We start from the raw sequence: 24752 nt of genomic DNA, 5'->3' as shown, positions 1-24752 counted from the left end.
TAAACTTTTTTTTATCTAAATAAATTTTTATCAAATACCATTCTGATAGCATCGGCGTGGCGTCGTTTTGAACGTGTATAACTTCCTGATGCAGGAGCAGAATATGCTTTCAACGAAGCCAATCTCCATTTAACCAAGTCAAAATTCATCAGCATAAAGCTGTAAGCTCCCATATTTTTAGGTTCTTCCTGTGCCCAAACGTAATCGTCGGCATTTGGATATTTGGCAATGATTTCTTTGATTTGATCAGCTGGGAACGGGAACAATTGCTCGATACGAACAACCGCAACATCTTTTCTTCCGTTATTTTCTCTTTCTGCAGTAATATCGTAGTAGAATTTACCGGTACAGAAAACAAGAGTCTTAACGTCTTTTTTATTTACTGTATTGTCATCAATTGTTTCTTGGAACTCACCTGAAGTGAAATCTTCAACTGGAGATACACATCTTGGATCACGCAGTAAACTCTTAGGTGAGAAAACCACTAGCGGTTTACGGAAATTAGTTTTCATTTGTCTTCTCAACAAGTGGAAGAAGTTCGCTGGAGTTGTACAATCGGCAACATACATATTGTGACGTGCACAAAGTTGTAAATAACGCTCCATACGTGCAGATGAGTGCTCTGCTCCTTGTCCTTCGTATCCGTGAGGCAACAACATTACCAATCCGTTTTGGTTATTCCATTTGTCTTCACCACATGAAATATATTGGTCAATCATAATTTGGGCACCGTTTGAGAAATCCCCAAATTGTGCTTCCCAAATTGTCAAAGCATTCGGGTTGGCCAAAGCATATCCATAATCATAACCTAACACACCATATTCTGACAAGAACGAGTTATAAATATGGAAGTTTCCTTTCTTGTTTTCGACATGATCCAATAAAATTACTTCTTCTTCAGAATCCTCAACTTTTACCACAGCATGACGGTGTGAGAAAGTCCCACGCTCTACGTCCTGCCCTGAAATACGTACATCAAAACCTTCAGTCAATAACGAACCATAAGCCAATGTTTCTGCAGTACCCCAATCGATCGTATTGTTGTCGTATCCAGTCTTTCTATCAGTAACAATTTTTGAAATTTTGTTAATGAATTTTTTATCAGATGGTAAAGTTGATACTGTTTTTATGATAGAATCCAAAGTAGATCTGTCAACCTTTGTATCTACTTTTTTCAGCATCACATCGTCAGAAACCTGCTCGAATCCTTTCCATTCATTCTGCATAAACGGAGTAATGATTGTCAAATCTTTTTTACGGGAAGCTTCTAAGTTTTCTTCAAGATCCTTTTTGTACTCTTTTTCTATTGTATTTACATAGTTAGCATCGATAACTCTTTCTGACAATAGTTTTTCAGCATAAATATCTCTTGGATTTTGGTGTTTTGCAATGATTTTATATAAAACCGGCTGCGTAAAACGAGGTTCATCCCCTTCATTATGACCGTATTTTCTATATCCTAACAAATCGATAAATACGTCACGTCCAAATTCCATTCTGTAATCCAATGCAAAAGACATTGCGTGAACAACAGCCTCGGCATCGTCCGCATTTACGTGCAATACCGGTGAAAGCGTTACTTTGGCAACATCGGTACAATAAGTTGAAGAACGGGCGTCCAAATAGTTAGTTGTAAATCCAACCTGGTTGTTGATTACAACGTGAATAGTTCCGCCTGTTTTATATCCGTCAAGCAATGACATCTGAATGATTTCATAAAGGATACCTTGTCCTGCGATCGCAGCATCACCGTGAACGGCAATTGGAAGTACTTTAGAAAAATCATCAGCAAAATATTTATCTTGTTTTGCTCTTGTAATTCCTTCGATTACTGCGCCTACTGTTTCAAGATGCGAAGGATTTGGAGCTAAATTGATGTTTATTTTTTTACCTGATTTAGTTACTTTATCGGCAGTAAGTCCTAAATGGTATTTTACGTCACCGTCAAAGTATTCCTGATCGTAATCTTTACCGTCAAATTCTCCGAAGATATCTTGAGTCGATTTGCCAAAAATATTTGCCAAAACATTCAAACGACCACGGTGAGCCATTCCCATTACGAACTGCTCCACTCCTTTTTCGGCGGCCTTTTCAATCAAAGCATCAAGAGCAGGAATTACAGATTCTCCTCCTTCTAATGAGAAACGTTTTTGCCCTACGTATTTAGTATGCAGGAAGTTTTCAAAAGAAACAGCTTCATTCAATTTGTTTAATATATTCTTTTTCTCTTCAGCAGTAAAATTTGGCTGGTTATTATTAACTCCTAATTTATCCTGAACCCATTTTACAACACCAGGATTACGGATATACATATACTCAACACCAATATGCTGGCAGTATATCGCCTGAAGACGTGTTATAATATCTTGTAAAGAGCAAGGCGGAACACCAATTGCCTGTGCAGCATCAAAAACAGTTGATAAATCAGCAGCTGATAAACCAAAATTTTCGATATCCAAAGTCGGAGAACTTTTTCTACGGTCACGAACCGGATTTGTTTTTGTGAATAAATGACCACGTGTGCGGTATCCATCAATTAACTTTAAAACATTGAATTCTTTCTGCAGTTTATCTGAAACCAGACTGCAGTCAGCACCTGTTTCCACATATTCAACAATTCGCTGAACCGGATTTTCATCATTATAAGTAGTCATTCCAAAGTCAAAACCTTGAAAGAAACTTCTCCAGCTAGGTTCTACACTATCCGGGTTTTCTAAATATTGATCGTATAATTGAGCAAAAAATTCTGTATGTGCTGCGTTTAAAAATGAAAACCTATCCATAATACTGTTATTGAATATACTTTTGTTAAATAGTCCGGCAAAAATACGATAAACCAATTTATTTAAATCTATTTTTTTACGTACTTTTACGTAAAAATTTGTTAAATAAAGCCAGAAGTATGAAAAAATCAGCCTTTTCCTCCCCCACAAAGTATCTTTTCATCTTTTTTATCTTTCTCTTTTACGAAAACGTAATAGCTCAATACCAGCAAATGCCTACGGCGAGAAGTCCTTTTTGGGAAAAAGTACAATTTGGAGGCGGTTTAGGAGTAAGTTTTGGAAACGGTTATACCGATATTTCAGTTGCACCCAGTGCTATTTATAATGTAAATCCTTATTTGGCGACAGGTATTGGTCTTCAGGCAAGTTATGTTTCTTCTAAAGGATACTACGATTCAGGAGTGTACGGTGTCAGTTTTCTAACTTACATTAATCCGATTCCAGAGATTCAGCTTTCGATAAATCTGAATGAATCTTATGTTAACAACCATTATGACGCTTATTACAGTCAAAAAGCATATACAGACAATTTCTGGAATACGGCTTTATTTCTTGGCGCAGGTTATCGAACCGGAAATGTAACAGTAGGACTTGCTTATAATGTATTGTTTGACGAAAACGACAATGTATATAGCGATGCTCTTATGCCTTTTGTTAGAGCGTATTTTTGATTATTAGAAATAAAATATAAATAGTATCTTTGTAATTGTAATTTAAAAAATAAAAATGGGAGCTTTAGAACTGAAAGACAGTATTTTAAAATCTTTAAATATAGCAGATGAAAACCTTCTCAAAATTGTTAAAAAAACTATTGACAATTATAATGAAGAAGAAATTGTTGCCCATAGTGTTGAAGGAAAACCATTAACCAGAAAACAATACAAGCAAAAAATTTCAGACGCCTTGTTAGATTTCAAGAAAGGAAATCACACTACACAAGAAGATTTAGAAAAAGAAATTGAAAGCTGGTAAATGGACAAAATAAATATAGTTTGGACAGATGATACCAAACAAGAATTAAAAACCATTCAAAATTATTACAGGCAAAAATCTATTCAAAGTTCGAAAAAAATCTTAACCGAGATATTAAAAACTATTAAGGAGATTCGATTTATCGAACAATATCAAGTCGATGAAATTGACACTACTTATCGAAAAATAATTGTAAGACACTATAAAATCATTTACACAATAGAAGCTAAGACATTAATCATAGTGACTATTTTTGATACCAGGCAAAATCCCGACAAGCTTATATTGTAAAATTCGATTATATGCCGAAGATGAAAAACCCATTATACCATCTAATCATTTAAATATTGGAAGAAAAAAGCAATACCACTTAAAATAAAACATTTGTAAAACCTTTATTTACAATATTCTTTTTACTTATACTTATTCCTAAACCAGACTTTCTGCCATTCTCTTTTAAGGATTAAAAAAGAAACCTGTTCTGCAAGAATTACTAAATCACTGCCGTCCAGTTTTTTTATCTGATCTTCTGAAACATCAATAATATAAAGCAGATTCAGATATTCAGCAAATTTGTATTGTATGAGCCGATAGATTTTTTCATGCAGCTGTATTTTTAATTCATCGGGCGAAATACTCAAAGGAAAATCAATTCCTTCATTTGCCAGATTAAAATCCTTATTGAGCTGTTCAATCAATCTCAGGTATAAAGATTCTTTTTGGGCTTCTTCGAATAACAAATCGGTATTTACTGGAGAAATATACATTATTTTAAAATTTCAATATTGCTTACTTGTTGTTTTCGCTTCCAATAATCAACAATTTTAGACAAAAGAACATCGCCTCCTGCATATACGAATACGGCTCCCATGGGAGGATTGGCCACGGGAATTAACCCGAAGATTTTTGGAACCCATTTCCAGCATTGAAAAAATGTCCCAGTCAGTTCAATAAATATAACACAAATGGCAATAAAACAATATAAGTTCTGCCATTTTTTTCTCTTTAAAACCCAAAAGAAAAGAGTTCCCAGAATAAGTGTAAAGACATCTTTCAGAAAGATTCCAACCAACAAAAACAATACTGCGAATCCTGCAGCAAAATATTTTCTCAGCTGATTATCGTTTTTAAATGCCCATTCCGTATGTGCAAAAACATAACCAGAAGCATAAACAATAGCATGCCCAAAAGGAACATATAACGGGATAGCCTCTGTCCTGTAATTATACATTCCAAGTAAGGGACAAAAAATCAATTCCCCTATATAAGATAAAAAAACCATTACAAACATCAGTTTCCTCAAATACGAATCCGAAAACCAAAAGAAAAAAGAATAATAAATCACCACCAAAAGGTTTGTGATCTGGCGTCCGTCAAAATAATGATCATTAAAATAAACGCTGTCAATCCCCAAAGCCAAAATTGTAAACAAAGGAAAACAGACAGCAAAAACCATCTGCTTTCTGATATTATATTTTTCGTCAATGAAAAAAAGGGTATTTACTACGGCATCCATAAATCCTGCATATTAAACTTTCCTTCCCATCAGGTTTTCGCCAAAAGCCTTCAGCACCTCTTTTTTTGAAAAATCGATGTCCATTTTTTCCAAAGTTTCAAATGCCTTAAAAGTATAACTCTCTATCGCTTCCTGAGTCGCTTTTGAAGCACCCGATTCATTAAAAATAGTTTTTGCAGTTTCTATTTTCTCTGCGTTTTCATCTAATTGGAGACTGAATAATTGCTCTAATTCCAAAGCTTTTTCAGGTGTAGAAAATTCTAATGCTTTCAGATACAGATAAGTTTTCTTGTTTTCGATAATATCACCTCCTACTTGTTTGCCAAAAGTTTCCGGATCACCAAAAGCATCCAGATAATCATCCTGCAGTTGGAAAGCTATTCCCAAATTAAGTCCGAAGTTATAGATTAAATCAGCATTTTCCTTTGAAGTATCTGCAATAATTGCGCCCATTTTCATGGCTGCAGCAACTAGAACAGCTGTTTTATATTCAATCATTTTAAGATATTCCGGAATGGTAACATCAGTACGGGTTTCAAAATCTACATCCCATTGCTGTCCTTCACAAACTTCTATAGCCGTTTTACTAAACAGTTTTGCCAGATCCCTAAATACGGCCGGCTCATATTTTTCAAAATATTGGTAAGCCAAAATCAGCATTGCATCTCCGGAAAGTATCCCTGCGTTAAGATTCCATTTTTCGTGAACAGTCTGCTGGCCTCTTCTTAAAGGAGCATCATCCATAATATCATCATGTACCAGCGAAAAATTATGAAAAACTTCAACAGCTGTAGCCGCCGGAAGTGCTTTTGTGTAATCTGCATCAAAAACTTCTGCTGCCATTAAAGTCAGCACCGGACGCATCCGTTTACCGCCAAGCCCTAAAATGTAATCAATTGGTTCGTATAGATTTTTTGGCTCTTTATTGATTTTTTGATTTTCTAAATACTGTAAAAAATGTTCTTGATATTCGTGTATAGGAAGCATAAAATGATTTTCTGATTTGCAAAAGCCCAAAGATACTAATTACAATGTAAATTATTACCGCAAAAAAATGCCTGAATCAGACGTTAAATTTTAAAGAACAAAAATGACGTTCATCAAAATCAAACAACACTCTATGAATTTATTACTATGATTGCCTTGTTATTTGACTTTTTCAAATTTCTCCAGACAAGCTTCATCACAAAGCTTCGAAGTCAAAATAATTGAAACCGCATCGGCAGCATAAGGTCCTGTTGTTTCAAAATCAGAATAAACTGTACTGCAGGTGTATTTGAGAACCAGAATATTTTTGTCTGAAATAGAATATTTTCCGTTTTCACAAGGCGCTCCCGGCTTCATAGATTTGAAAGTTCCATTTTGGTAAAACTCAATTGTATAGCTATTATCCGCTTTTTGCCATTTCGTATCGCTTCCGCCATTACTAAAATAGGTTTCGATAAGTTTCCATTTGCTTGTTATAGTTAAATCTGACTTATTGCTGTCATTATTGGTACAGCTCATAAGAACTCCTAACACTAAAAGTGTAATTATTTTTTTCATTGTTTTAAAAATCTTGGCTTGTTAGTTTTTTAATTTTAAAGATACTTCTAATTTTATTCAATTTGTAGTATTATTTTAACAAAAACCAATACCGTATTACCATATTTACTTCAGGATAAGAACTTTAATAAACTACTTTTAATTACTAAAGATGTAATAAAGGTTCCAGACATCGATGAATTTCATGCCTAAAATAAGTTTCATTTTCTATCTGATTCCTTTCCCCATGAGATTTTTAGAGTCTAGAGCTATAATACAAAAGGCAATTATGAAAGCACAAATCCCCGAAAAACGGAACTATAATTTTTATTTATGGTATCCATCGAAAAAAAACATCGGAAACTTTGTTGGTTTTTAAAGTTTCCTTATTACATTTGCAGAACACAAAGAAACTTTACAAGTATCCAAAGTTTCCAAAACAAAAAAAATAAGGAACAACTTTACTAAAAAATACGAATCATGGAAAATGCATGGGCAATTGATTCAAACGAATCAGACGTTATAATAAAATCTAGACATTCTCTAATTGGCTACCTGCCCGGAAACAAAAACAACTTAAAAGGACATGTTGCCATACAGAACGACGAGGTTGAAGATGCTTCAATAGAATTCTCCCTGAATGTAAATGATAAAAAGAACGTTTCGGCAGAAAAGAATAAAGAAGCAAAATTCACTGATCTTTTTGATGAAGATGAAGCACCGCTGATAAAATTCAAATCGACTTCTTTTCAAAAAATCAACAAGAACATCAATTTCCTGAAAGGTTTTCTGACTATCAAAAACATCACTAAAGTAGTAGAATTTGATACCGAATTTATAGGAATGAAAAACTACAACGGTGTTCAAAAAGCATCTTTCGAAATTACCGGGAACATAAGCCGCAAAGATTTTGGACTTAATTATAATGTCCTTAAACAAAACAAAAGCCTTCCGATAAGCAAAGACATAAAACTCATTGCTAATTTAGAATTCACACATTAAGAATGACCAGTTCTCAACAAAGACAAAAACCAAAACTCATTTAATAACTAACTTTTACTGTACTATTAAAATTTAACTACAATAAGTTATCATAAAAATGAAAGAGAAAATAATATCAAAAGCTACAGAACTCTTTTTAAAACTTGGTTTTAAAAGTGTCACTATGGATGATATTGCTGGAGAAATGTGCATTTCAAAAAAAACGATTTACAAATATTTCTGCAACAAAGAAATCCTTATCGCCGAAAGTACGGAGACGGTTCATAAAACAATTCATGAAAGCATCGACAGTATCACGGTAAAACAATACAATGCAATAAAAGAAAACTTTGAAATCAGAAAAATGTTCAAGGAAATGTTCAAATCTGGAGAAGCTTCACCCGCCTATCAGTTAAAAAAACATTATCCCGATATCTACAACAAAGTAATATCAAGGGAATTAAACGAATGCAGCGAAGCCTTCAAACACAATATTGAAAAAGGAATCCGAGAGGGACTTTATAGAGAAGGTTTAGATGTTAACATCTACGTTAATTTTTATTACACACTTATTTTCAGCATTCATGGCATTACCAGTTCTGAAAAAGAAGCCCAAAGACTGGAGCTGGAAGCTTTAGAATATCATACTAGAGCCATGGCAACACCGAAGGGGATTATCGAACTAGAGAAACAATTACAAAACACTTATATATAAACAATCAATGAAAAGAATAACCCTACTGCTTTTGTGCACAATTGGCCTGACATCCAGTGCACAGGTAAAAACGCTGACCTTAAAAGACGCAATAAATTATGCGCTGCAAAATAAGGCTGATGCCAAAAAAGCGAAATTAGATGTTGAAAACAGTGAATACAAAATTCAGGAAGTCCGTTCCAGAGCCTTACCGCAGATTACTGCAAACGGAAGTTTAACCTATAATCCAATTTTACAGACCAATGTAATTGACGGAGCTGCTTTTGGCGCGCCGGGAACTACAATTCAAGCTTCTTTTGGACAAAAATGGACATCAGGAGCGGGAATTTCGTTAACACAGGCAATATTTGATCAATCTGTTTTTACAGGTTTGAGAGCTGCAAAATCTACTAGAGAATTTTACCAGATAAACGATCAGTTAACAGAAGAACAAGTTATCGAAAGAGTAGCCAACAACTACTATCAGGTATATGTTCAGCGTCAGAAATTGATTTTATTAGACAGTACTTATCTCAACACTACCAAAGTTCGTGACATCGTAAAAGGTCAATTTGACAATGGTCTTGCTAAAAAAATTGATTTTGACCGTATTGTTGTAAAAATGTCAAACATTAGCACACAGCGTCAGCAAATTTTAAATGCAGTACAACTACAGGAAAATGCATTAAAATTTTATATGGGAATGCCAATGGAAACTCAAATTGAGATTCCGCAGACTGAATTTGAAATTACACCAACAGTTTTGATTGAAGCGCCAAATACAGCTAACAGAACCGAATACTTGCTTTTGAAAAAACAAGAAGAATTATTAGTGCTGCAGAAGAAATCTATAGAAGCCGAATATTATCCAACATTATCATTATCAGCCGGGTATAACTATTTAGGCCAAGGACCAGAAGTACCACTTTTTGCTAAGCCTGCAGATGGCGTTTATTGGTCTGATTACTCATCAATTGGATTAAATTTAAGAGTTCCAATTTTTACAGGATTTGGTACTCGCGCTAAAGTAAGACAAGCTGATGTTCAAATTAGATCCCTACAGGAAGACCTCAAAGAAACAAAGCTTTCGCTTGATTTAGATTATAAAAATGCTAATACTCAAATTCAGAATAGCATTGTTACGATACAAAATCAGAAAGAGAACATGATCTTGGCAACAGAAATTCTTAAAAACACAAAAAACAATTACTTACAAGGTTTGGCATCATTAACCGATTTATTAGACTCGGAAAATGCATCAATTGAAGCGCAAAATAACTATACAGCAGCAATTTTAGATTATAAAGTTGCAGAAATAGCATTAATTAAATCAAAAGGACAACTTAAAACACTTATAAACAACTAAAATGAAAAAGACAATACTTACAATAATCGCAATAGCTGCTTCCTTGGGAGCAATTGGTTATGTTTTATCAAAAAACAAGGCAGAAAATAAAGCTAAAACTGATATTGTTGCCGAAAAAAACGCAGCTGTATCTGTAAAAACAGCACAGGTAAAAACAGAAAATGTTTCATTAGATTTTGTAGCAAATGGAAATTTTGCTCCAACACAGGAACTTACTTTCTCTGCTGAAAAATCGGGAAAAGTAATTAAAGTTTTAGTTGACGAAGGAGACTATGTAAATGTTGGACAAACATTGGTAATCGTTAGAAGCGATGTAATTAATGTGAATGCTAATACCGCAAAAGCGGCTTACGACAATGCTAAAAATGATTATGCAAGATATGAAAATGCTTATCAAACCGGCGGTGTTACAAAACAGCAATTGGATCAGGCAAAACTGCAGTTAACAAATGCACAGGCAAACTTAACTCAAGCGAACATCAACGTAGGTGACACGAAAGTAAAAGCACCTATCAAAGGATTCATTAACAAAAGATTTGTTGAACCAGGAACCATTTTAGCAGGAATGCCTCCAACACAAATGTTTGATATTGTGGATGTTTCTAAATTAAAATTAAAAGTGAGCGTGAACGAAAGTCAGGTAGCTGGTTTAAAAATCGGAAATACTGTGCCTGTAACTTCAAGCGTTTTTCCTGATAAATCTGTCACTGGCAAAATTACTTTTATCGCTCCAAAAGCAGATGAAAGCTTAAACTTCCCTGTTGAAATTGAAATCACAAACAATGCTAACAGCAGCATTAAAGCAGGTATGTATGGAACTGCCAACTTTGGAACCAAACAAAAACAAGAATTGAAAGTAGTTCCTAGAAATGCTTTTGTTGGAAGTGTGAGCAGCAATCAGATTTTTGTGGTTGAAAACGGAATCGCTAAACTTAAAAAAGTAACAGCCGGAAGAATTTTAGGTGACCAAGTTGAAATAATTAATGGATTGTCTGACGGTGAAACTGTTATTGTAACAGGTCAAATCAACTTACAGGATGGTAACGCAGTAGAAATTATAAAATAAGCTTTAAGCCGTAAGCTTTACGCTTTAAGCATAACCGATGCGCAAAGCCTATAGCTTACTGCCTACAGCATAAAGCAAAACAAATGAAATTAGCAGAAATATCCATAAAACGCCCTTCGTTAGTAATCGTTCTATTTACGATACTAACTCTTGGAGGACTGTTCAGTTACAGCCAATTGGGCTATGAACTGATCCCAAAATTCGAACAGAATGTTATTACAATTTCTACTATTTATCCTGGAGCTTCTCCAAGTGAGGTAGAAAATACCGTTACCAAAAAAATTGAGGATGGAATCGCCTCTTTGGAAAACATCAAAAAAATTGATTCCAAATCATACGAAAGTTTATCAATCGTATCGGTAACATTGACATCAAATGCAAAAATTGACATTTCGATGAATGATGCACAGCGTAAAGTCAATGCACTGGTGAGTGACTTACCAGATGATGCAGAGACGCCGGCTTTAACCAAATTCTCGTTGAGCGATTTACCAATTATGACTATTGGTGCCAATGGAAAAATGGACGAAGCTACTTTTTATGATTTGATTGATAAAAAGATTGCTCCGGTTTTATCCCGTGTGCAAGGTGTGGCTCAGGTAAATATTATTGGCGGTCAGGAACGTGAAATTCAAGTGAACCTTGACGCAGTAAAAATGCAGGGTTACGGTCTTTCGGTTCCGCAGGTACAGCAAATGATTTTATCTTCGAATCTGGATTTCCCTACCGGTAATATTCAAACCAGAAATCAAAAAATATTAATCCGTTTAGCGGGTAAATACAAAAGTGTTGACGAATTAAGAAACTTGGTTGTTTCTTCTAAAAACGGAATTGAAATCCGTTTACAGGATATTGCTGATGTTCAGGATGCTCAAAAAATCGCAGAAAAAATATCAAGAGTAGATCAAAAAAGCGCGATTATTCTGCAGGTTATCAAACAATCAGATGCGAATGCGGTAGCAGTAAGTGCCGACTTGAAAAAAGCCATTACTAAACTAGAGAACGATTATAAAACATCAGAACTAGCTTTAGAAATTGCAAAAGACAGTACCGATTACACCTTAGAAGCAGCCGATTCTGTAATACATGATTTATTGATCGCTGTAATTCTGGTGGCTTTTGTAATGCTGTTCTTCCTGCACAGTATTCGTAACTCATTAATTGTAATGGTTTCGATTCCTGCTTCGTTAATTGCCACTTTTATCGGAATTTATCTTTTGGGTTATACGTTAAACTTGATGAGTTTATTGGGACTTTCGCTGGTAGTTGGTATTCTGGTCGATGATGCGATTGTAGTTTTGGAAAACATTTACAGGCACATGGAAATGGGCAAAAGCCGAATCCGTGCTTCTTATGATGGTACTGCCGAAATTGGAGGAACTGTAACTTCGATTACATTGGTAATTGTGGTGGTGTTCTTGCCTATTGCCATGAGTTCTGGATTGGTATCAAACATTATTACACAATTCTGTGTTACCGTAATTATATCTACATTATTATCATTATTAGCTTCATTTACTATTATTCCTTGGCTGTCTTCCCGTTTTGGAAAACTGGAACATATTGAAGGTAAAAATATATTTGGAAGAACCATTCTTGGTTTCGAAAGTCTTTTAACACGTTTTACAAACTGGGTTACCGGATTATTAAACTGGTGTCTGGATCATTATGTTAAAACGATTCTTGTTGTTTTAGTTTTATTCTTTAGTTCAACAATGGGATTAGTTGGTGGTGGTTTTATTGGTGGAGAATTCTTTGCTTCGTCAGATAGTGGGGAGTTCTTGGTTCAGATTGAAATGCCAAAAGACGCTTCATTGGAACAATCAAACTTTATGACGCAAAAAGCGGAAGCGTTTTTGAAAAATGAAGAATATGTACACAGCCAGATTACAACAGTAGGTCAGACTTCTGAAGGTATGGGAGCTTCTCAGGCTACTGCTTACAAAGCAGAGATTGATGTAAAAATGATTGATCAGGCAGAACGTTCTGATGATGCTTCTGTATATGCAGCAAAAATTAAACGTAAACTGGAAAAAGTTTTAGTAGGTGCTAAAGTAAAAACAGTTCCGGTTGGTATTTTAGGTACTGCAGAAAATGCAAAATTAGGATTAATCGTAACAGGACCTTCAACCGAAGCTGCTATGGCTTTCGCCAAATTAGCTGAAGCAGAATTACGCAGCATTCCTGGAACAACTGAAATTAAACTGACGGTTGAAGATGGAAATCCTGAAATCAACGTACAGGTGGATCGTGATAAAATGGCAGCATTAGGACTTACACTTCAGACTGTAGGTATGACCATGCAGACTGCTTACAGCGGTAACACTGACGGAAAGTTCAGAGCTGGTGAATACGAATATGACATCAACATCAAATACAATGCCTTTGACAGAAAAAATATTACAGATGTGAGTAATCTGATTTTCGTCAACAGTGCAGGACAGCAGATCAAACTATCACAGTTTGCCACTATTACTGAAGGTTCAGGGCCTAGCCAATTGGAACGCCGTGACAAATCAGCTTCGGTAACGGTACAAGGTCAAAATGTTGGGGTTCCAACAGGAACAATTGTACAGCAATGGCAGGCAAAACTGGACAAACTTAAAAAACCAGTTGGGGTAAGCTATATTTGGGGAGGTGATCAGGAAAACCAAAGTGAAGGTTTTGGTACTTTAGGAATTGCTTTATTGGCGGCTATTATTTTGGTATATCTTGTAATGGTTGGTCTTTATGACAGTTTTATGCACCCGTTTGTGGTATTGTTTGCGATTCCGCTTTCATTTATTGGAGCGATGCTGGCTTTAGCGTTAACGAATAATACACTGAATATATTTACCATTTTGGGTATCATTATGTTAATTGGTCTGGTGTGTAAAAATGCGATCATGCTTGTGGATTACACCAACCAGCGAAGAGCAGCAGGTGAAACCATCAGAAGAGCATTAATCCAAGCGAATCACGCCCGTTTGCGTCCGATCTTGATGACGACAATTGCGATGGTTTTTGGTATGTTCCCAATTGCATTGGCTTCTGGAGCTGGTGCCGAATGGAAAAATGGTCTGGCTTGGGTAATCATCGGAGGATTGATTTCGTCATTATTCTTAACTTTGATTATTGTCCCTGTGATTTATGAAATCATGGAGAAAATCAAGGCTAAATTAACTAAAGACGAAAAAATAGATTACGAAGCTGAAATGACTGCCGATTATGACCACAAAGAATTAAGCGAGGATGGTTTTAATCCAAAGCATACTGTATAATACCTGAATTTAATTGTGATAAAGGAACCGCCAGAAATCTGATTTTTGGCGGTTTCTTGTTTTTTTACGGGAATGGAATTATTATATTTGGAGATTGAATACTCTCAATAACAAGAACATATACAATTTTTGCGTAATACTTAACCGTTATAACATATGGAATTTAAACCCGCAGACTTTTTTATTGGCTTAGTTGATTTTTTCTCCGTCCTTCTACCTGGATTTTGTGTTGTATACATTGTTACTGTCAATACATTTGATCAATATCATAATTTTACAAATCCCTCATGGGTATACTACGCAATAACTTCCTATATCGTTGGACACATACTATACGCCTTTTCTGGTTTGTGGAAAAAAAATCTGAATGACTGGATGATTATTCAGTTTTACAGCAAAAAAGGGCTGCTTAGAAAACTTTTTAAAAACATGCCCGAATCAAGAGGCTTAGCATTAATTGAAGAAGCAGAAAAAATCAAAAACGAATACTTCAAAAATGAAAATTATCGTCAGGATATTAAGTTTTATGATTGGATAAAAATTATTATTTCAAAAGATGACCCGCAATTAATAACAATTACACAGCGGTTAGAAGCGGACTCAAACTTTTTCAGAAGTTTCACAATTGTCAGCATTGTCGCAGCTTACTTTTACTACCAATGCACTCCTATCCTCATTAGTTCTATTTTACTATTTTTCTTTTCATTATGGAGATTTGTTAACCGAAGATTTAACGCGGAAGAATTTGCATCCTTATACATAATTAATAAGTACAAAATAAAATCAGAAAAATAGAATAGTCACCTGCTGATATAGCTTATTATTAACCCGCTTTGGTACTCGTTTGCAAACGAGTACCCAATATCATTTAGTCAAGAGTTTTTTAATTTATTATCCAAAGATAAATCTCGCAAAGCCGCTGAGACGCAAAGGAATCCAATCATAACTTTGCGGCTTCGCGGCTTTGCGAGAAAAAATTTAAACTCAACTTAATGGCATTAAACGAGCATCAGTAAAGTTAAATAACTCCACATATTCAACTAATTTTATCCTAGCTAATTTGCAGTATCAAAAAAAAATCAAAAAAAAAGCCATTTCCGTAAAATATTTATCAAGTTCATTTGTCTACATAAATAGAAGGCTTCTTAAAATGAATTTAAAAAACAAAAAATATATATCATGAAAAGAAAAGGTTTTAAAATAGCAGGAATAGTATTGCTCGTCATTGCAGCAGGTACAGGATTCAGTTTCGCAGTCATGCTGTTATGGAATGCACTTATGCCGAGCATATTTGGATTAGGAATTATTAGTTTTTGGCAGGCATTAGGCTTACTTGTTCTTTCCCGCCTTCTGTTTGGCGGTCACGGACATCACGGAGGTTCTAGATTTAAGGGTATGCGTCATAAAAATGCTATTCGTGAAAAATGGATGAAAATGACTCCCGAAGAACGCAAAGAATTTGTAAACAAACGCAAAGAGCACATGTGGGGCGGAAGATTTGGCCGCAGACATTTCTTTGGAGACAAAGATTTTGATTTCGACTGTACTGACTTCGACAAAAAAGATAATGAGTAATAACCCGCAGCTAGATGTCGGATCGCTGGTAACAGCTTATAGACCTCGTTTGGACGCGTTTATTCGTAAACGCGTTTCAAACAAGGAAGATGCCGAGGACATTCTGCAGGACGTTTTTTACCAGCTGGCAAAAGTAGATACTGCGATGAATCCGATTGAACAGGTAACCGCCTGGCTGTATCGGGTAGCGCGCAATATGATAATCAATAAACAGACAAAGAAGCATGAAGAAGAATTACCTTCCTACCTAAACGACGATGACGAGATCCTCAAAGATATTTCCGAAATGCTTTTCAGCAAGCAGACGTCACCATCTCCCGAAACAGAATACTTACGCTCATTGATGTGGGTTGAACTCGAAAATGCATTATCTGAACTGCCTCTGGAGCAAAGAGAAGTTTTTGAAAAAACCGAATTAGATGGTTTGTCATTCAAAGAAATATCCGAAGAAACCGGCATTTCTGTCAATACATTACTTTCGCGAAAGCGTTATGCTGTTCTGCATTTACGAAAAAGATTGTCCGAATTGTATGAAGAGATCATTTATTCCTAATTCTTCAGATTATTGCCTTAACAGACGGCAGATTATGAATTCGAATACAAATCACAATATAATTATCTAATTTTTAATACAATACAGTTAAAACAATGGAAACTTTATTTGTTTTTAAAGTTTCCATTGCTATATTTGCATTACAAAATTATTACAAAAAACTGAAAACATGGGAAATAAATGGAAAATTGATTCAAATGAATCTGACGTGCTGTTAAAAACAAAACGTTCTTTGATTGATTACATGCCCGGCACCAAAAATAATTTTAAAGGACACGTTGCCATACAGAACAATGAAGTAGAAAACGCTTCGATTGAATTTTCTTTGAAAGCAAACGGCAAAAACAATAACTCCGATTTGAAGTTAATCGACTTTTTTGATTATAACGAAATTCCTGTAATTCAGTTCAAATCAACTTCTTTTGAGAAGATAAACAAAAACATCAATTTCCTGAAAGGACATCTGACTATCAAAAACATTACAAAAGTTATCGAATTAGACACAGAATTTATTGGTTTCAAAAATGATAACGGAATTCGGAAAGCATCATTTGAAATAACCGGAAGCATTAACCGAAAAGATTTTGGTCTTAACTGCAATCCATACTATGCACACGGAAGCTATGCTGTAGGATCAGATATACAGCTTATTGCTAATTTAGAATTCACACATAATTAACCGCTGATTAATTTAACCTCAATCCCACCCAATCTATATTTTAACCAAAACAAGTAACCAAAAACAATGAAAGACAAAATCATATCCAAAGCAAGCGACTTATTTTTAAAACTTGGTTTTAAAAGCGTCACCATGGATGATATTGCCGGTGAAATGTGCATTTCAAAAAAAACGATTTATAAATATTTCTGCAACAAAGAAATATTAATTGAAGAAAGTACCGAAATGGTTCACAAGACCGTTCATGAAGTTATAAATACGATTGTTGCCAAAAATTACAATGCGATTGAGGAAAATTTTGAGATTCGGAAAATGTTCAAAGAAATGTTTCAGATAGCTGACACGTCTCCGCTCTACCAATTAAAAAAACATTACCCAGAGATTTATCAAAAGGTAATCAACCGGGAATTGGATGAATGCAATATGTGCTTTAAACAAAATATCGAAAAAGGAATTGACCAGGAATTATATCGAAAAGATCTGGATGTTGATGTTTATGTCAAATTTTACTACTCATTAATTTTCAGCATCAAAGAAAACACAGTCTCCGAAAGGGAAGCCACAAAACTGGAATTGGAAGCATTAGAATACCACACCCGGGCAATGGCAACCTCAAAAGGAATTGACGAACTTGAAAAACAATTACTTAAAACCAAAATATAATGAAAAAAACATTCATTCTAATGTTAACATTTTTGGGCGCGGGCATATATGCGCAAGACTCGAATAAGAATTATTCCTTTTCATTACAGCAGGCAATTGCTCATGCGATTGAGTACAACTACTCCTCAATCAATTCAGGACGCAGTATTGAAGCCGCAAAGGAAAAAAAATGGGAAACTACAGCCATGGGATTACCTCAGATTAATGCTGGCGTTGATTATACAAACAATTTTGTTTTACAAAAATCTGTCGTTCCTGCCGAATTCTTCGGCGGTAAACCAGGCGAATATGCCGAAGTAGCTTTTGGAACAAAACACTCTATGATAGCGCGTTCCTCAATAAGCCAGCTTCTTTTTGATGGTTCTTATATTGTAGCACTTCAGGCTTCAAAAACCTATTTGACTTACTATCAAAATGCAAAAAAGAAATCTGATATTGAAATCAAGGAAATGGTAATTAACTCTTATGGTAATGTTTTACTGGCCAAAGAAAACATCGCCATTTTGGAAAAAAACATCGCATCTTTAACGAAAACGCTGAACGACACCAGAGCCACTTACAAAAATGGATTGATTGAAGAAGAAAGTGTTGAACAGTTAGAAATTACTTTGGCTTCTTTAGAAAGTACCTTAAACTACAACAATCGTTTATTGGACATTACTTATAAAATGCTGAAAATCAATTTAGGCATTGATATCAATGACCCAATCACACTGACGGATAAGCTGGATATACTGACGGTTCAAAACATTGATGCTTCTTTTTCAAATTCGAACTTTGATGTCAACAATAATATCGATTATAAAATAGCCTCCAATTTTGAAGAGCAGCGAACATTGGAATACAAACTTGAAAGAAGTAAAGCACTGCCTTCGTTGTCTGCCAATTTTAATTTTGGATATACTGCTTATAAAGATCAGTTTGATTTTTTTACCAAAAACCAAAACTGGTTCAATTATTCGAATCTTGGATTAAGTTTAAATGTTCCAATATTCAGCAGCTTAGCTAGAAGCTCCAGAACACAGCAGGCAAAAATTGCTTTGGATCAGGCAAAAACAACTTTAAACGAAACCGAGCAAAAACTGAAACTGCAGTATGCTGCCGCAAAAAGCGAGTACGAATACAGCATCGCCGATTATGAAACTGCCAAAAGCAATCTGAATCTGGCAGAAAGAATCGAGAGAAAACAGCAGATTAAATTCAGTGAAGGGCTTTCGACCAGTTTTGACTTCAATGATGCGCAGCGGCAATTATATACTGCCCAGCAAAAATATCTGCAGACTATGGTCAATATTATCAATAAAAAAGCCAGTTTAGAAAAAATCATCACTCAATAACGACACTATTAAATACAACCAACATGAAAAAAATATTAATATTAACTACACTTTCCATCGTATTGATTTCCTGTAATTCATCAGAGAAAAACCAATCAACCGAAAGCATTATTGCCTCCAAAGACGTGAAAGCAATAACCGCCAAAAAAGCCGAACTACAGCAGCAGCTTACCCAAATCGATGAAGCATTGGCTGCTTTGGACGTGAACAAAGAAGTTGAAGCATTGGTATCTGCAGTAAAGTTGAAAGATACAGTTTTCAACCACTATCTTGAGATTCAGGGAAGCGTTAACACTAATGAAAACGTACTGATTCAGCCAGAATTTCCTGGGAATTTAGTACAGCTGAACGTAAAAGCCGGACAAAAAGTAAGCAAAGGACAGGTTTTAGGACGCACCGATGATGGCGGAATGAGCCAGCAGCTGGCCAGCGCAGAAAACCAATATGCTCTAGCCAAAACCACTTTTGAGCGCCAGAAAAATCTATGGAGCCAAAAAATTGGTTCCGAAATACAATACCTTCAAGCACAGGCACAAATGATTTCGGCACAAAAAGGAGTAGCACAAATCAAAGCACAAATTGCAAAAACAGTCATCAAAGCTCCGTTCTCAGGATCTATTGACGAAGTTTTTGTAGAAAAAGGAGAAGTAGTTGCTGCCAGCCAAAAAGGATTAATGCGAATCGTGAATTTAGGAAATATGTATGTTTCTACTTCAATTCCTGAAACCTATATCGGAAAATTAAAAATTGGCACTGAAGTAGATGTTTACTTAACTTCATTAGGCAAAACCTACAAAGGAAAGGTACGCCAAATAGGGAACTTCATCAATCCAAACAACAGAAGTTTCGGAATCGAAGTCAGCGTTCCAAATCCGGAAAACTTATTACGCCCTAACCAAGTCGCTAAACTAAAAGTGATTGATTATGTAAGCAAAAATGCTGTGGTTGTTCCAACAAATGTAATTCAGCAGGATGGTAAGAAAAACAGTTTTGTTTATACAGTAGCTAATTCTAACGGAAAAACAGGAATTGCCAAAAAAGCAATTGTAAAAACTGGCCAGTCGTCAGACAATGTAACCGAAATTTTAAGCGGTTTGAATGCTGATGCAATAATTGTTACCGAAGGCATGAATACCATTTCGGACGGGATGAAACTTAATTTTTAAAATGATTTTGATTGTAGATTAACGATTTTCGACTGCAGATTGCTGCATCGGTAAAATCTGAAATCTTATGTCTAACTTCTTAGTTAATCACACTATACATCTAAAATCAAAAATCGTTAATCTAAAATCTCAAATTAAATGAGCCATCAAAATAAAGAATTCGGAATATCAAGCTGGGCTGTCGAAAACCGCGTAACAGTCTATATACTGACTCTGCTGATTGTAATTACCGGAGTCATTGCCTATGTTACCATGCCGAGAGAGGATTTTCCGGAAATCATAGAAAACAAGGTTTACATTTCATCTGTTTTCCCAGGAAACTCGGCAGAGGACGTGGAGAAATTAATCATCAAACCGCTTGAAAAGGAAATCAAAAACATCAGCGGTGTAGATAAAATCACATCCAGTTCCTTTCAGGATTACGGAATGATTATCGTTGAGTTTGAAGATAAAGTTACAATCCTTGATGCCAAAACCAAAATTAAGGACAAAGTAGATATCGTAAAAGCAGATACCGACTGGCCAAACCTTGACAACGGAAGCAAAGTAGAACCAAGCGTTTTTGAATTGAACATTTCGGAAGAAGTGCCGATTCTAAACATCAATCTACAGGGAAACTACACCACACAGCAGCTTAAAAAATACGGAGAATTACTTCAGGACGATATTGAAGAAATTCCTGAAGTAAAAAAAGTAGACATTCTGGGTGTTGATGACAAAGAAGTGGAAATTGCTGTTGATATTTTCAAAATGACAGCAGCACAGGTTTCTTTTGATGACATTCAAAGTGCCGTGAAATATGAAAACATGACGCTTTCTGGAGGAAATTTAATTTCGCAGGGATCCAGAAACAACATCCGAATTGTCGGTGAAATCAAAGATCCCAAAGAACTGGAAGACATTATCGTAAAACACAACGGAGGAACCGTTTACCTGAAAGACATTGCGGTAGTCAGTTTCAAAGAAAAAGAAAAAACAACTTATGCTCGTGAGAAAGGAACCGAAGTAGTGATGCTAAACGTGAAGAAACGTTCCAACCAGAATATGATTTCGGCAATCGAACAGGTTAAAGAAAAGATCAAAGTAGCTCAAGCTTCCTATCTGCCTTCCAATCTAAAAATCGAATTAACAAACGACCAATCATCACGCGTTGAACATCAGGTTGATGAACTTTCAAACCATATTATTTTTGGTATCGTACTGGTAATGATAGTACTAATGTTTACAATGGGACTGCGTAACTCCTTGTTTGTAGGAGCAGCAATTCCGCTGTCAATGCTGATGGCGTTTAGTATACTTTCGGCTTTTGGACTAACGCTGAACACGATGGTTCTTTTTGGATTGGTTATGGGACTGGGAATGCTCGTGGACGACGGTATTGTGGTGGTAGACAACGTATTTGCCAACATGAAAAAAGGAATGCCGCGCATTGAGGCTTCAAAAATAGGTATCGGCGAAATCGCGTGGCCGGTAATTTCTTCTACAGCCACTACCTTGATGGCCTTTCTTCCTTTTGCCTTATGGCCTGGAACTATGGGTAAATTCATGAAATATTTTCCAATGACACTGACAGTAACACTTACTGCTTCATTATTTGTTGCTATGGTTGTCAATGCTGCTATGACAGGAGGTTCCATGGATATTGAAGACAAAAACGTAACCAAAAAATCAGCAAAAACGTATTCCATAATCTTTACGATAATTGCAGTAATTTTTGTGTTTCTTGGAAACATGTATGATTCAAAATTTGCTAAAGCCATTGGTCACTTGGCTATTATTTCATTAGGGCTTATGTGGCTGTATAAACTGAAACTGTATCAATGGACACAGGATTTTCAGCACAGTTTTTTTCCTAGAATGGAAGACAGATACAAATCCTTTCTGGCTAAAATTTTGACCAAAAGAAGAGCTTGGTATGCCCTAGCCGGAATTATTGGAATGCTGTTTTTCTCTTTTATCCTTTTGGGAATATTCCCTAGAAAAGTGCTATTCTTCCCGGATAATATTCCGAATCAGGTAATCGCCTACATTGAATATCCACAGGGAACTGATATAGAAAAAACCAATAAAGCTACTTTATTTGTGGAAAAACAGGTGATTGCCGTTTTGAATAAATATGTAGATCCAAAAACCAGCAAAAACTATTTAGCCGAATCCATCGTCTCCCAAGTGGGAGTTGGTGCAGGAAATCCAAATGTAGATGCAGGATCGGCTTCGGAAACTCCTTTCAAAGGAAAAGTAACGGTGAATTTCTCCGAGTTCAAATTCAGAAGAGGCATTAATACCGCTGACATTCTGGAAGAAATCAGGGGCAAAGTAAAAGGAATCGCCGGAGCCACGGTAACGGTTGAAAAAGATGCCAACGGACCACCGGCTGGATATCCTATCAGTATACAGCTTACCGGAATCGATTATGACGAAATGCTGAAAGAAGCTGACAAAATGATCACTTTTATCAATTCCAAAAACATTCCTGGAATTGAGCGTTTGAGCATCGATGTAAACAAGGAAAGTCCTGAACTGGAGGTAAAAGTAGATCGCGTGAGCGCAGGAAGTCTGGGTGTTTCGACAGGACAATTGGGTTTCAACCTGCGCCGTTCCGTTTATGGACAGGAAATTTCAACCTACAAAGAAGGCGATGACGATTACAACATCACGATGCGTATGCAGGACGACCAGCGTAAAAACGAAAACATACTGTTCAATCAAGCACTGACTTTCAGAAATCCAGCTAACGGACAAATGATGCAGGTGCCTATTTCGGCGGTTTCCGAAACAGAAAAAACGACCACCTACAACCAAATCAAAAGGAAGAACCAAAAACGAATCATGACGGTTTATTCCAACGTTTTGACCGGTTACAATGGAGACGAAATCACTAAACAGATTGCTGCCGATTTAAAAGGCTATCAATTACCAAAGACGGTTACCTATTCGTTCTCGGGAGTACAGGAAGAACAAGGAAAAAACCAAAGTTTCCTGATGTATGCACTGTTTTTGGCTATGGCCGGAATCACCATCATCATCGTACTTCAGTTTAATTCGGTTTCCAAAACCATAGTTATTCTGTTTACAGTAATTCTTAGTTTCAGCGGGGTATTTTATGGTTATGTTATCGCCAATATGGATTTTGTGATCCTGATGACGATGATGGGAATCATTTCGCTGGCGGGTATCGTGGTGAAGAACGGAATCGTATTAATGGATTTCTTCGTATTATTATTAGACAAAAAAGTAGCTGATAATCATTTACAAAGCCACGACGATTTAACGCTTGAAGAAATCAAGGAAGTAATCATTGAATCTGGTAAATCAAGGCTACGTCCTGTATTACTGACGGCACTTACTGCCGTATTGGGATTGATTCCGCTGGCAATTGGACTGAACTTTGACTTTTTCTCTTTAATAACCGACTTGAATCCGCACATATTTATGGGAGGAGACAACGTTATTTTCTGGGGACCATTGGCCTGGACCATCATTTTCGGATTGACTTACGCAACGGTCTTGACCCTGATTATGGTACCAGTGATGTTCTATCTGGTAAAAAGAACCAAATATTGGTTAAGAGACCGAAGAAAATCAGTAACTGCTGAAGAATAATTTTTAAAAATTTATAATTAAGGCCACCTGAAATTTGAATTTTGGGTGGTTTTTTGTTTTTTAGAATTATTAACTAACAAAATTCCTCAAGACATCAAGAGCTCAATTTAAAAATAAATCTTTACTTTTGAATAGTAAAAACTGTAAGTTATGGATATGACAGCTCAAATAAAGAAAAATCTAATTTCCAGAATTAAAGATTCTAAAGATTTGAACTTTCTAAACGCACTTCAAACTATATTTGACTCATCAGAACAAGCCTTATATCAATTATCTGCCGAAGAACAATCATCGATTGAAACCGGAAGGAGCGAAATCAAAGAGGGAAAATTTCATAATAACGATGAAATAATTTCTGAAATGCGGGAATGGCTAAAAAAGTAATAGTTTGGTCAAAAGTTGCAAAACTTCAGCTTGCAGCTGTATTGGAATGGTAATCCAAATTATAGTTTAAAACTGCTTAAAGAAGTGGAAGACTTACTAAAAACACTTTCTAACTCAGAACTAATTGGAAGACTGACTTCAAATAAATTTACACGTGTAATTCCATTGAAAGTTTATCTTATTTTCTATGAAATAAATGGAGATAGAATCGAGATTGTATCATTTTGGGATAACCGCCAAAATATTGAACACAGAAAAGTAAAATAATTATAAAACGAACCTAGTTTTCTTTCAAGTTAAGTTTGTTTCTTTTTTATAATTCCCGTCTCCTATCAAAGAATAATTTTTTAAACTTTATATAACGAAAACCACCTGAAATCTGATTTCGGGTGTTTTTTTTTATAAGAATGGAATGAGAATGTTTGATCAGCACAAAATGAAACAAATAATCCTTCGGAGCATCCATTTTACTGGGCAGAGGATGAAAATAGGTTATATAAACAAAATTGACAATTTATAAGTTTGTAACTATTATTTTCTATATTTGAAAAAGAACAAAACGTAACAAAACCTGCGACAATCAACCTGATTTAGGGTGTATAAACGAAGGTTTGTTTCGCCTATAAATGA

At 35.5% G+C, this 24752-nt stretch carries 23 protein-coding genes; 18 read left to right on the top strand and 5 right to left on the bottom strand.

Going from position 1 to position 24752, the window contains the following annotated elements:
- Window positions 1-11: 11 nt before the first annotated feature.
- Window positions 12-2783: a 2-oxoglutarate dehydrogenase E1 component gene (locus IRZ80_RS17980; protein WP_194643249.1), complete on the bottom strand. Its 2772-nt coding sequence runs from the start codon at window positions 2781-2783 to the stop codon at window positions 12-14.
- Window positions 2784-2995: 212 nt separating this feature from the next.
- Between IRZ80_RS17980 and IRZ80_RS17975 the strand changes: the two genes are divergently transcribed.
- The 3 genes from IRZ80_RS17975 to IRZ80_RS17965 are packed head-to-tail and all read left to right on the top strand — an operon-like array spanning window position 2996 to window position 4046.
- Window positions 2996-3454, top strand: a complete 459-nt coding sequence (locus tag IRZ80_RS17975) for a hypothetical protein (protein ID WP_228520948.1) — start codon at window positions 2996-2998, stop codon at window positions 3452-3454.
- Between the two features lie 55 nt (window positions 3455-3509).
- On the top strand, window positions 3510-3755 hold the full coding sequence (locus IRZ80_RS17970) for a hypothetical protein (protein ID WP_194643247.1): 246 nt from the start codon (window positions 3510-3512) through the stop codon (window positions 3753-3755).
- Window positions 3756-4046: a type II toxin-antitoxin system RelE/ParE family toxin gene (locus tag IRZ80_RS17965; RefSeq protein WP_194643245.1), complete on the top strand. Its 291-nt coding sequence runs from the start codon at window positions 3756-3758 to the stop codon at window positions 4044-4046. It begins immediately after the preceding gene.
- A 122-nt stretch (window positions 4047-4168) separates the two neighbouring features.
- Here the strand turns inward: IRZ80_RS17965 and IRZ80_RS17960 are convergent, their stop codons facing one another.
- The 4 genes from IRZ80_RS17960 to IRZ80_RS17945 all read right to left on the bottom strand — a co-directional run bounded on the left by IRZ80_RS17960 (window position 4169) and on the right by IRZ80_RS17945 (window position 6816).
- On the bottom strand, window positions 4169-4522 hold the full coding sequence (locus tag IRZ80_RS17960; RefSeq protein ID WP_194643243.1) for a hypothetical protein: 354 nt from the start codon (window positions 4520-4522) through the stop codon (window positions 4169-4171).
- Window positions 4522-5271 carry a hypothetical protein gene (locus IRZ80_RS17955; RefSeq protein WP_194643241.1) on the bottom strand — a complete coding sequence of 250 codons (750 nt, stop codon included), beginning with the start codon at window positions 5269-5271 and terminating at the stop codon, window positions 4522-4524. Before IRZ80_RS17955 ends, IRZ80_RS17960 begins: the two co-directional genes overlap by 1 nt.
- 12 nt (window positions 5272-5283) lie before the next feature.
- Complete coding sequence (locus tag IRZ80_RS17950; protein ID WP_194643239.1) at window positions 5284-6258, bottom strand: polyprenyl synthetase family protein; 975 nt, start codon at window positions 6256-6258, stop codon at window positions 5284-5286.
- 159 nt (window positions 6259-6417) lie between these two features.
- Complete coding sequence (locus IRZ80_RS17945) at window positions 6418-6816, bottom strand: hypothetical protein (RefSeq protein WP_194643237.1); 399 nt, start codon at window positions 6814-6816, stop codon at window positions 6418-6420.
- A gap of 459 nt (window positions 6817-7275) precedes the next feature.
- Here IRZ80_RS17945 and IRZ80_RS17940 point away from each other — a divergent pair, with 459 nt between their 5' ends.
- From IRZ80_RS17940 to IRZ80_RS17870, 15 genes are all read left to right on the top strand, one after another.
- Window positions 7276-7797, top strand: a complete 522-nt coding sequence (locus IRZ80_RS17940) for a YceI family protein (RefSeq protein WP_194643235.1) — start codon at window positions 7276-7278, stop codon at window positions 7795-7797.
- Between the two features lie 97 nt (window positions 7798-7894).
- Window positions 7895-8491 (top strand): TetR/AcrR family transcriptional regulator, encoded by a 597-nt coding sequence (locus IRZ80_RS17935; protein ID WP_194643233.1) that lies wholly within the window; start codon window positions 7895-7897, stop codon window positions 8489-8491.
- Between the two features lie 7 nt (window positions 8492-8498).
- Entirely contained in the window at window positions 8499-9836 is a 1338-nt protein-coding gene (locus IRZ80_RS17930) for a TolC family protein (RefSeq protein ID WP_194643231.1), read from the top strand.
- Between the two features lies 1 nt (window position 9837).
- The gene (locus IRZ80_RS17925; protein WP_194643229.1) at window positions 9838-10902 is read left to right on the top strand and encodes an efflux RND transporter periplasmic adaptor subunit; all 1065 of its coding nucleotides are present in this window, start codon (window positions 9838-9840) and stop codon (window positions 10900-10902) included.
- Between the two features lie 83 nt (window positions 10903-10985).
- On the top strand, window positions 10986-14162 hold the full coding sequence (locus IRZ80_RS17920) for an efflux RND transporter permease subunit (RefSeq protein WP_194643228.1): 3177 nt from the start codon (window positions 10986-10988) through the stop codon (window positions 14160-14162).
- Window positions 14163-14318: 156 nt separating this feature from the next.
- Entirely contained in the window at window positions 14319-14957 is a 639-nt protein-coding gene (locus IRZ80_RS17915) for a hypothetical protein (RefSeq protein ID WP_194643226.1), read from the top strand.
- A 384-nt stretch (window positions 14958-15341) separates the two neighbouring features.
- A complete protein-coding gene (locus IRZ80_RS17910; protein ID WP_194643224.1) occupies window positions 15342-15737 on the top strand; it encodes a hypothetical protein in 396 nt (131 codons plus the stop codon).
- On the top strand, window positions 15730-16290 hold the full coding sequence (locus IRZ80_RS17905; RefSeq protein WP_194643222.1) for an RNA polymerase sigma factor: 561 nt from the start codon (window positions 15730-15732) through the stop codon (window positions 16288-16290). Before IRZ80_RS17910 ends, IRZ80_RS17905 begins: the two co-directional genes overlap by 8 nt.
- Before the next feature lie 169 nt (window positions 16291-16459).
- Window positions 16460-16969, top strand: coding sequence for a YceI family protein (locus tag IRZ80_RS17900; protein WP_194643220.1), 510 nt, complete (start codon window positions 16460-16462; stop codon window positions 16967-16969).
- Window positions 16970-17035: 66 nt separating this feature from the next.
- Window positions 17036-17632 carry a TetR/AcrR family transcriptional regulator gene (locus IRZ80_RS17895; protein ID WP_194643218.1) on the top strand — a complete coding sequence of 199 codons (597 nt, stop codon included), beginning with the start codon at window positions 17036-17038 and terminating at the stop codon, window positions 17630-17632.
- Entirely contained in the window at window positions 17632-18969 is a 1338-nt protein-coding gene (locus IRZ80_RS17890; RefSeq protein WP_194643216.1) for a TolC family protein, read from the top strand. Before IRZ80_RS17895 ends, IRZ80_RS17890 begins: the two co-directional genes overlap by 1 nt.
- Before the next feature lie 23 nt (window positions 18970-18992).
- A complete protein-coding gene (locus IRZ80_RS17885; RefSeq protein ID WP_194643214.1) occupies window positions 18993-20135 on the top strand; it encodes an efflux RND transporter periplasmic adaptor subunit in 1143 nt (380 codons plus the stop codon).
- Window positions 20136-20273: 138 nt separating this feature from the next.
- The gene (locus IRZ80_RS17880; RefSeq protein WP_194643212.1) at window positions 20274-23738 is read left to right on the top strand and encodes an efflux RND transporter permease subunit; all 3465 of its coding nucleotides are present in this window, start codon (window positions 20274-20276) and stop codon (window positions 23736-23738) included.
- A 150-nt stretch (window positions 23739-23888) separates the two neighbouring features.
- Window positions 23889-24122, top strand: a complete 234-nt coding sequence (locus tag IRZ80_RS17875) for a hypothetical protein (protein ID WP_194643210.1) — start codon at window positions 23889-23891, stop codon at window positions 24120-24122.
- A gap of 15 nt (window positions 24123-24137) precedes the next feature.
- Entirely contained in the window at window positions 24138-24389 is a 252-nt protein-coding gene (locus tag IRZ80_RS17870) for a type II toxin-antitoxin system RelE/ParE family toxin (RefSeq protein ID WP_228520947.1), read from the top strand.
- Window positions 24390-24752 lie beyond the last annotated feature (363 nt).

The sequence above is a fragment of the Flavobacterium sp. HJJ genome (genome assembly GCF_015351475.1).
GTDB lineage: Bacteria > Bacteroidota > Bacteroidia > Flavobacteriales > Flavobacteriaceae > Flavobacterium > Flavobacterium marginilacus.
The sequence above is the reverse complement of the archived record's forward strand: the minus strand, read 5'-3'. Positions and strand labels throughout refer to the sequence as shown.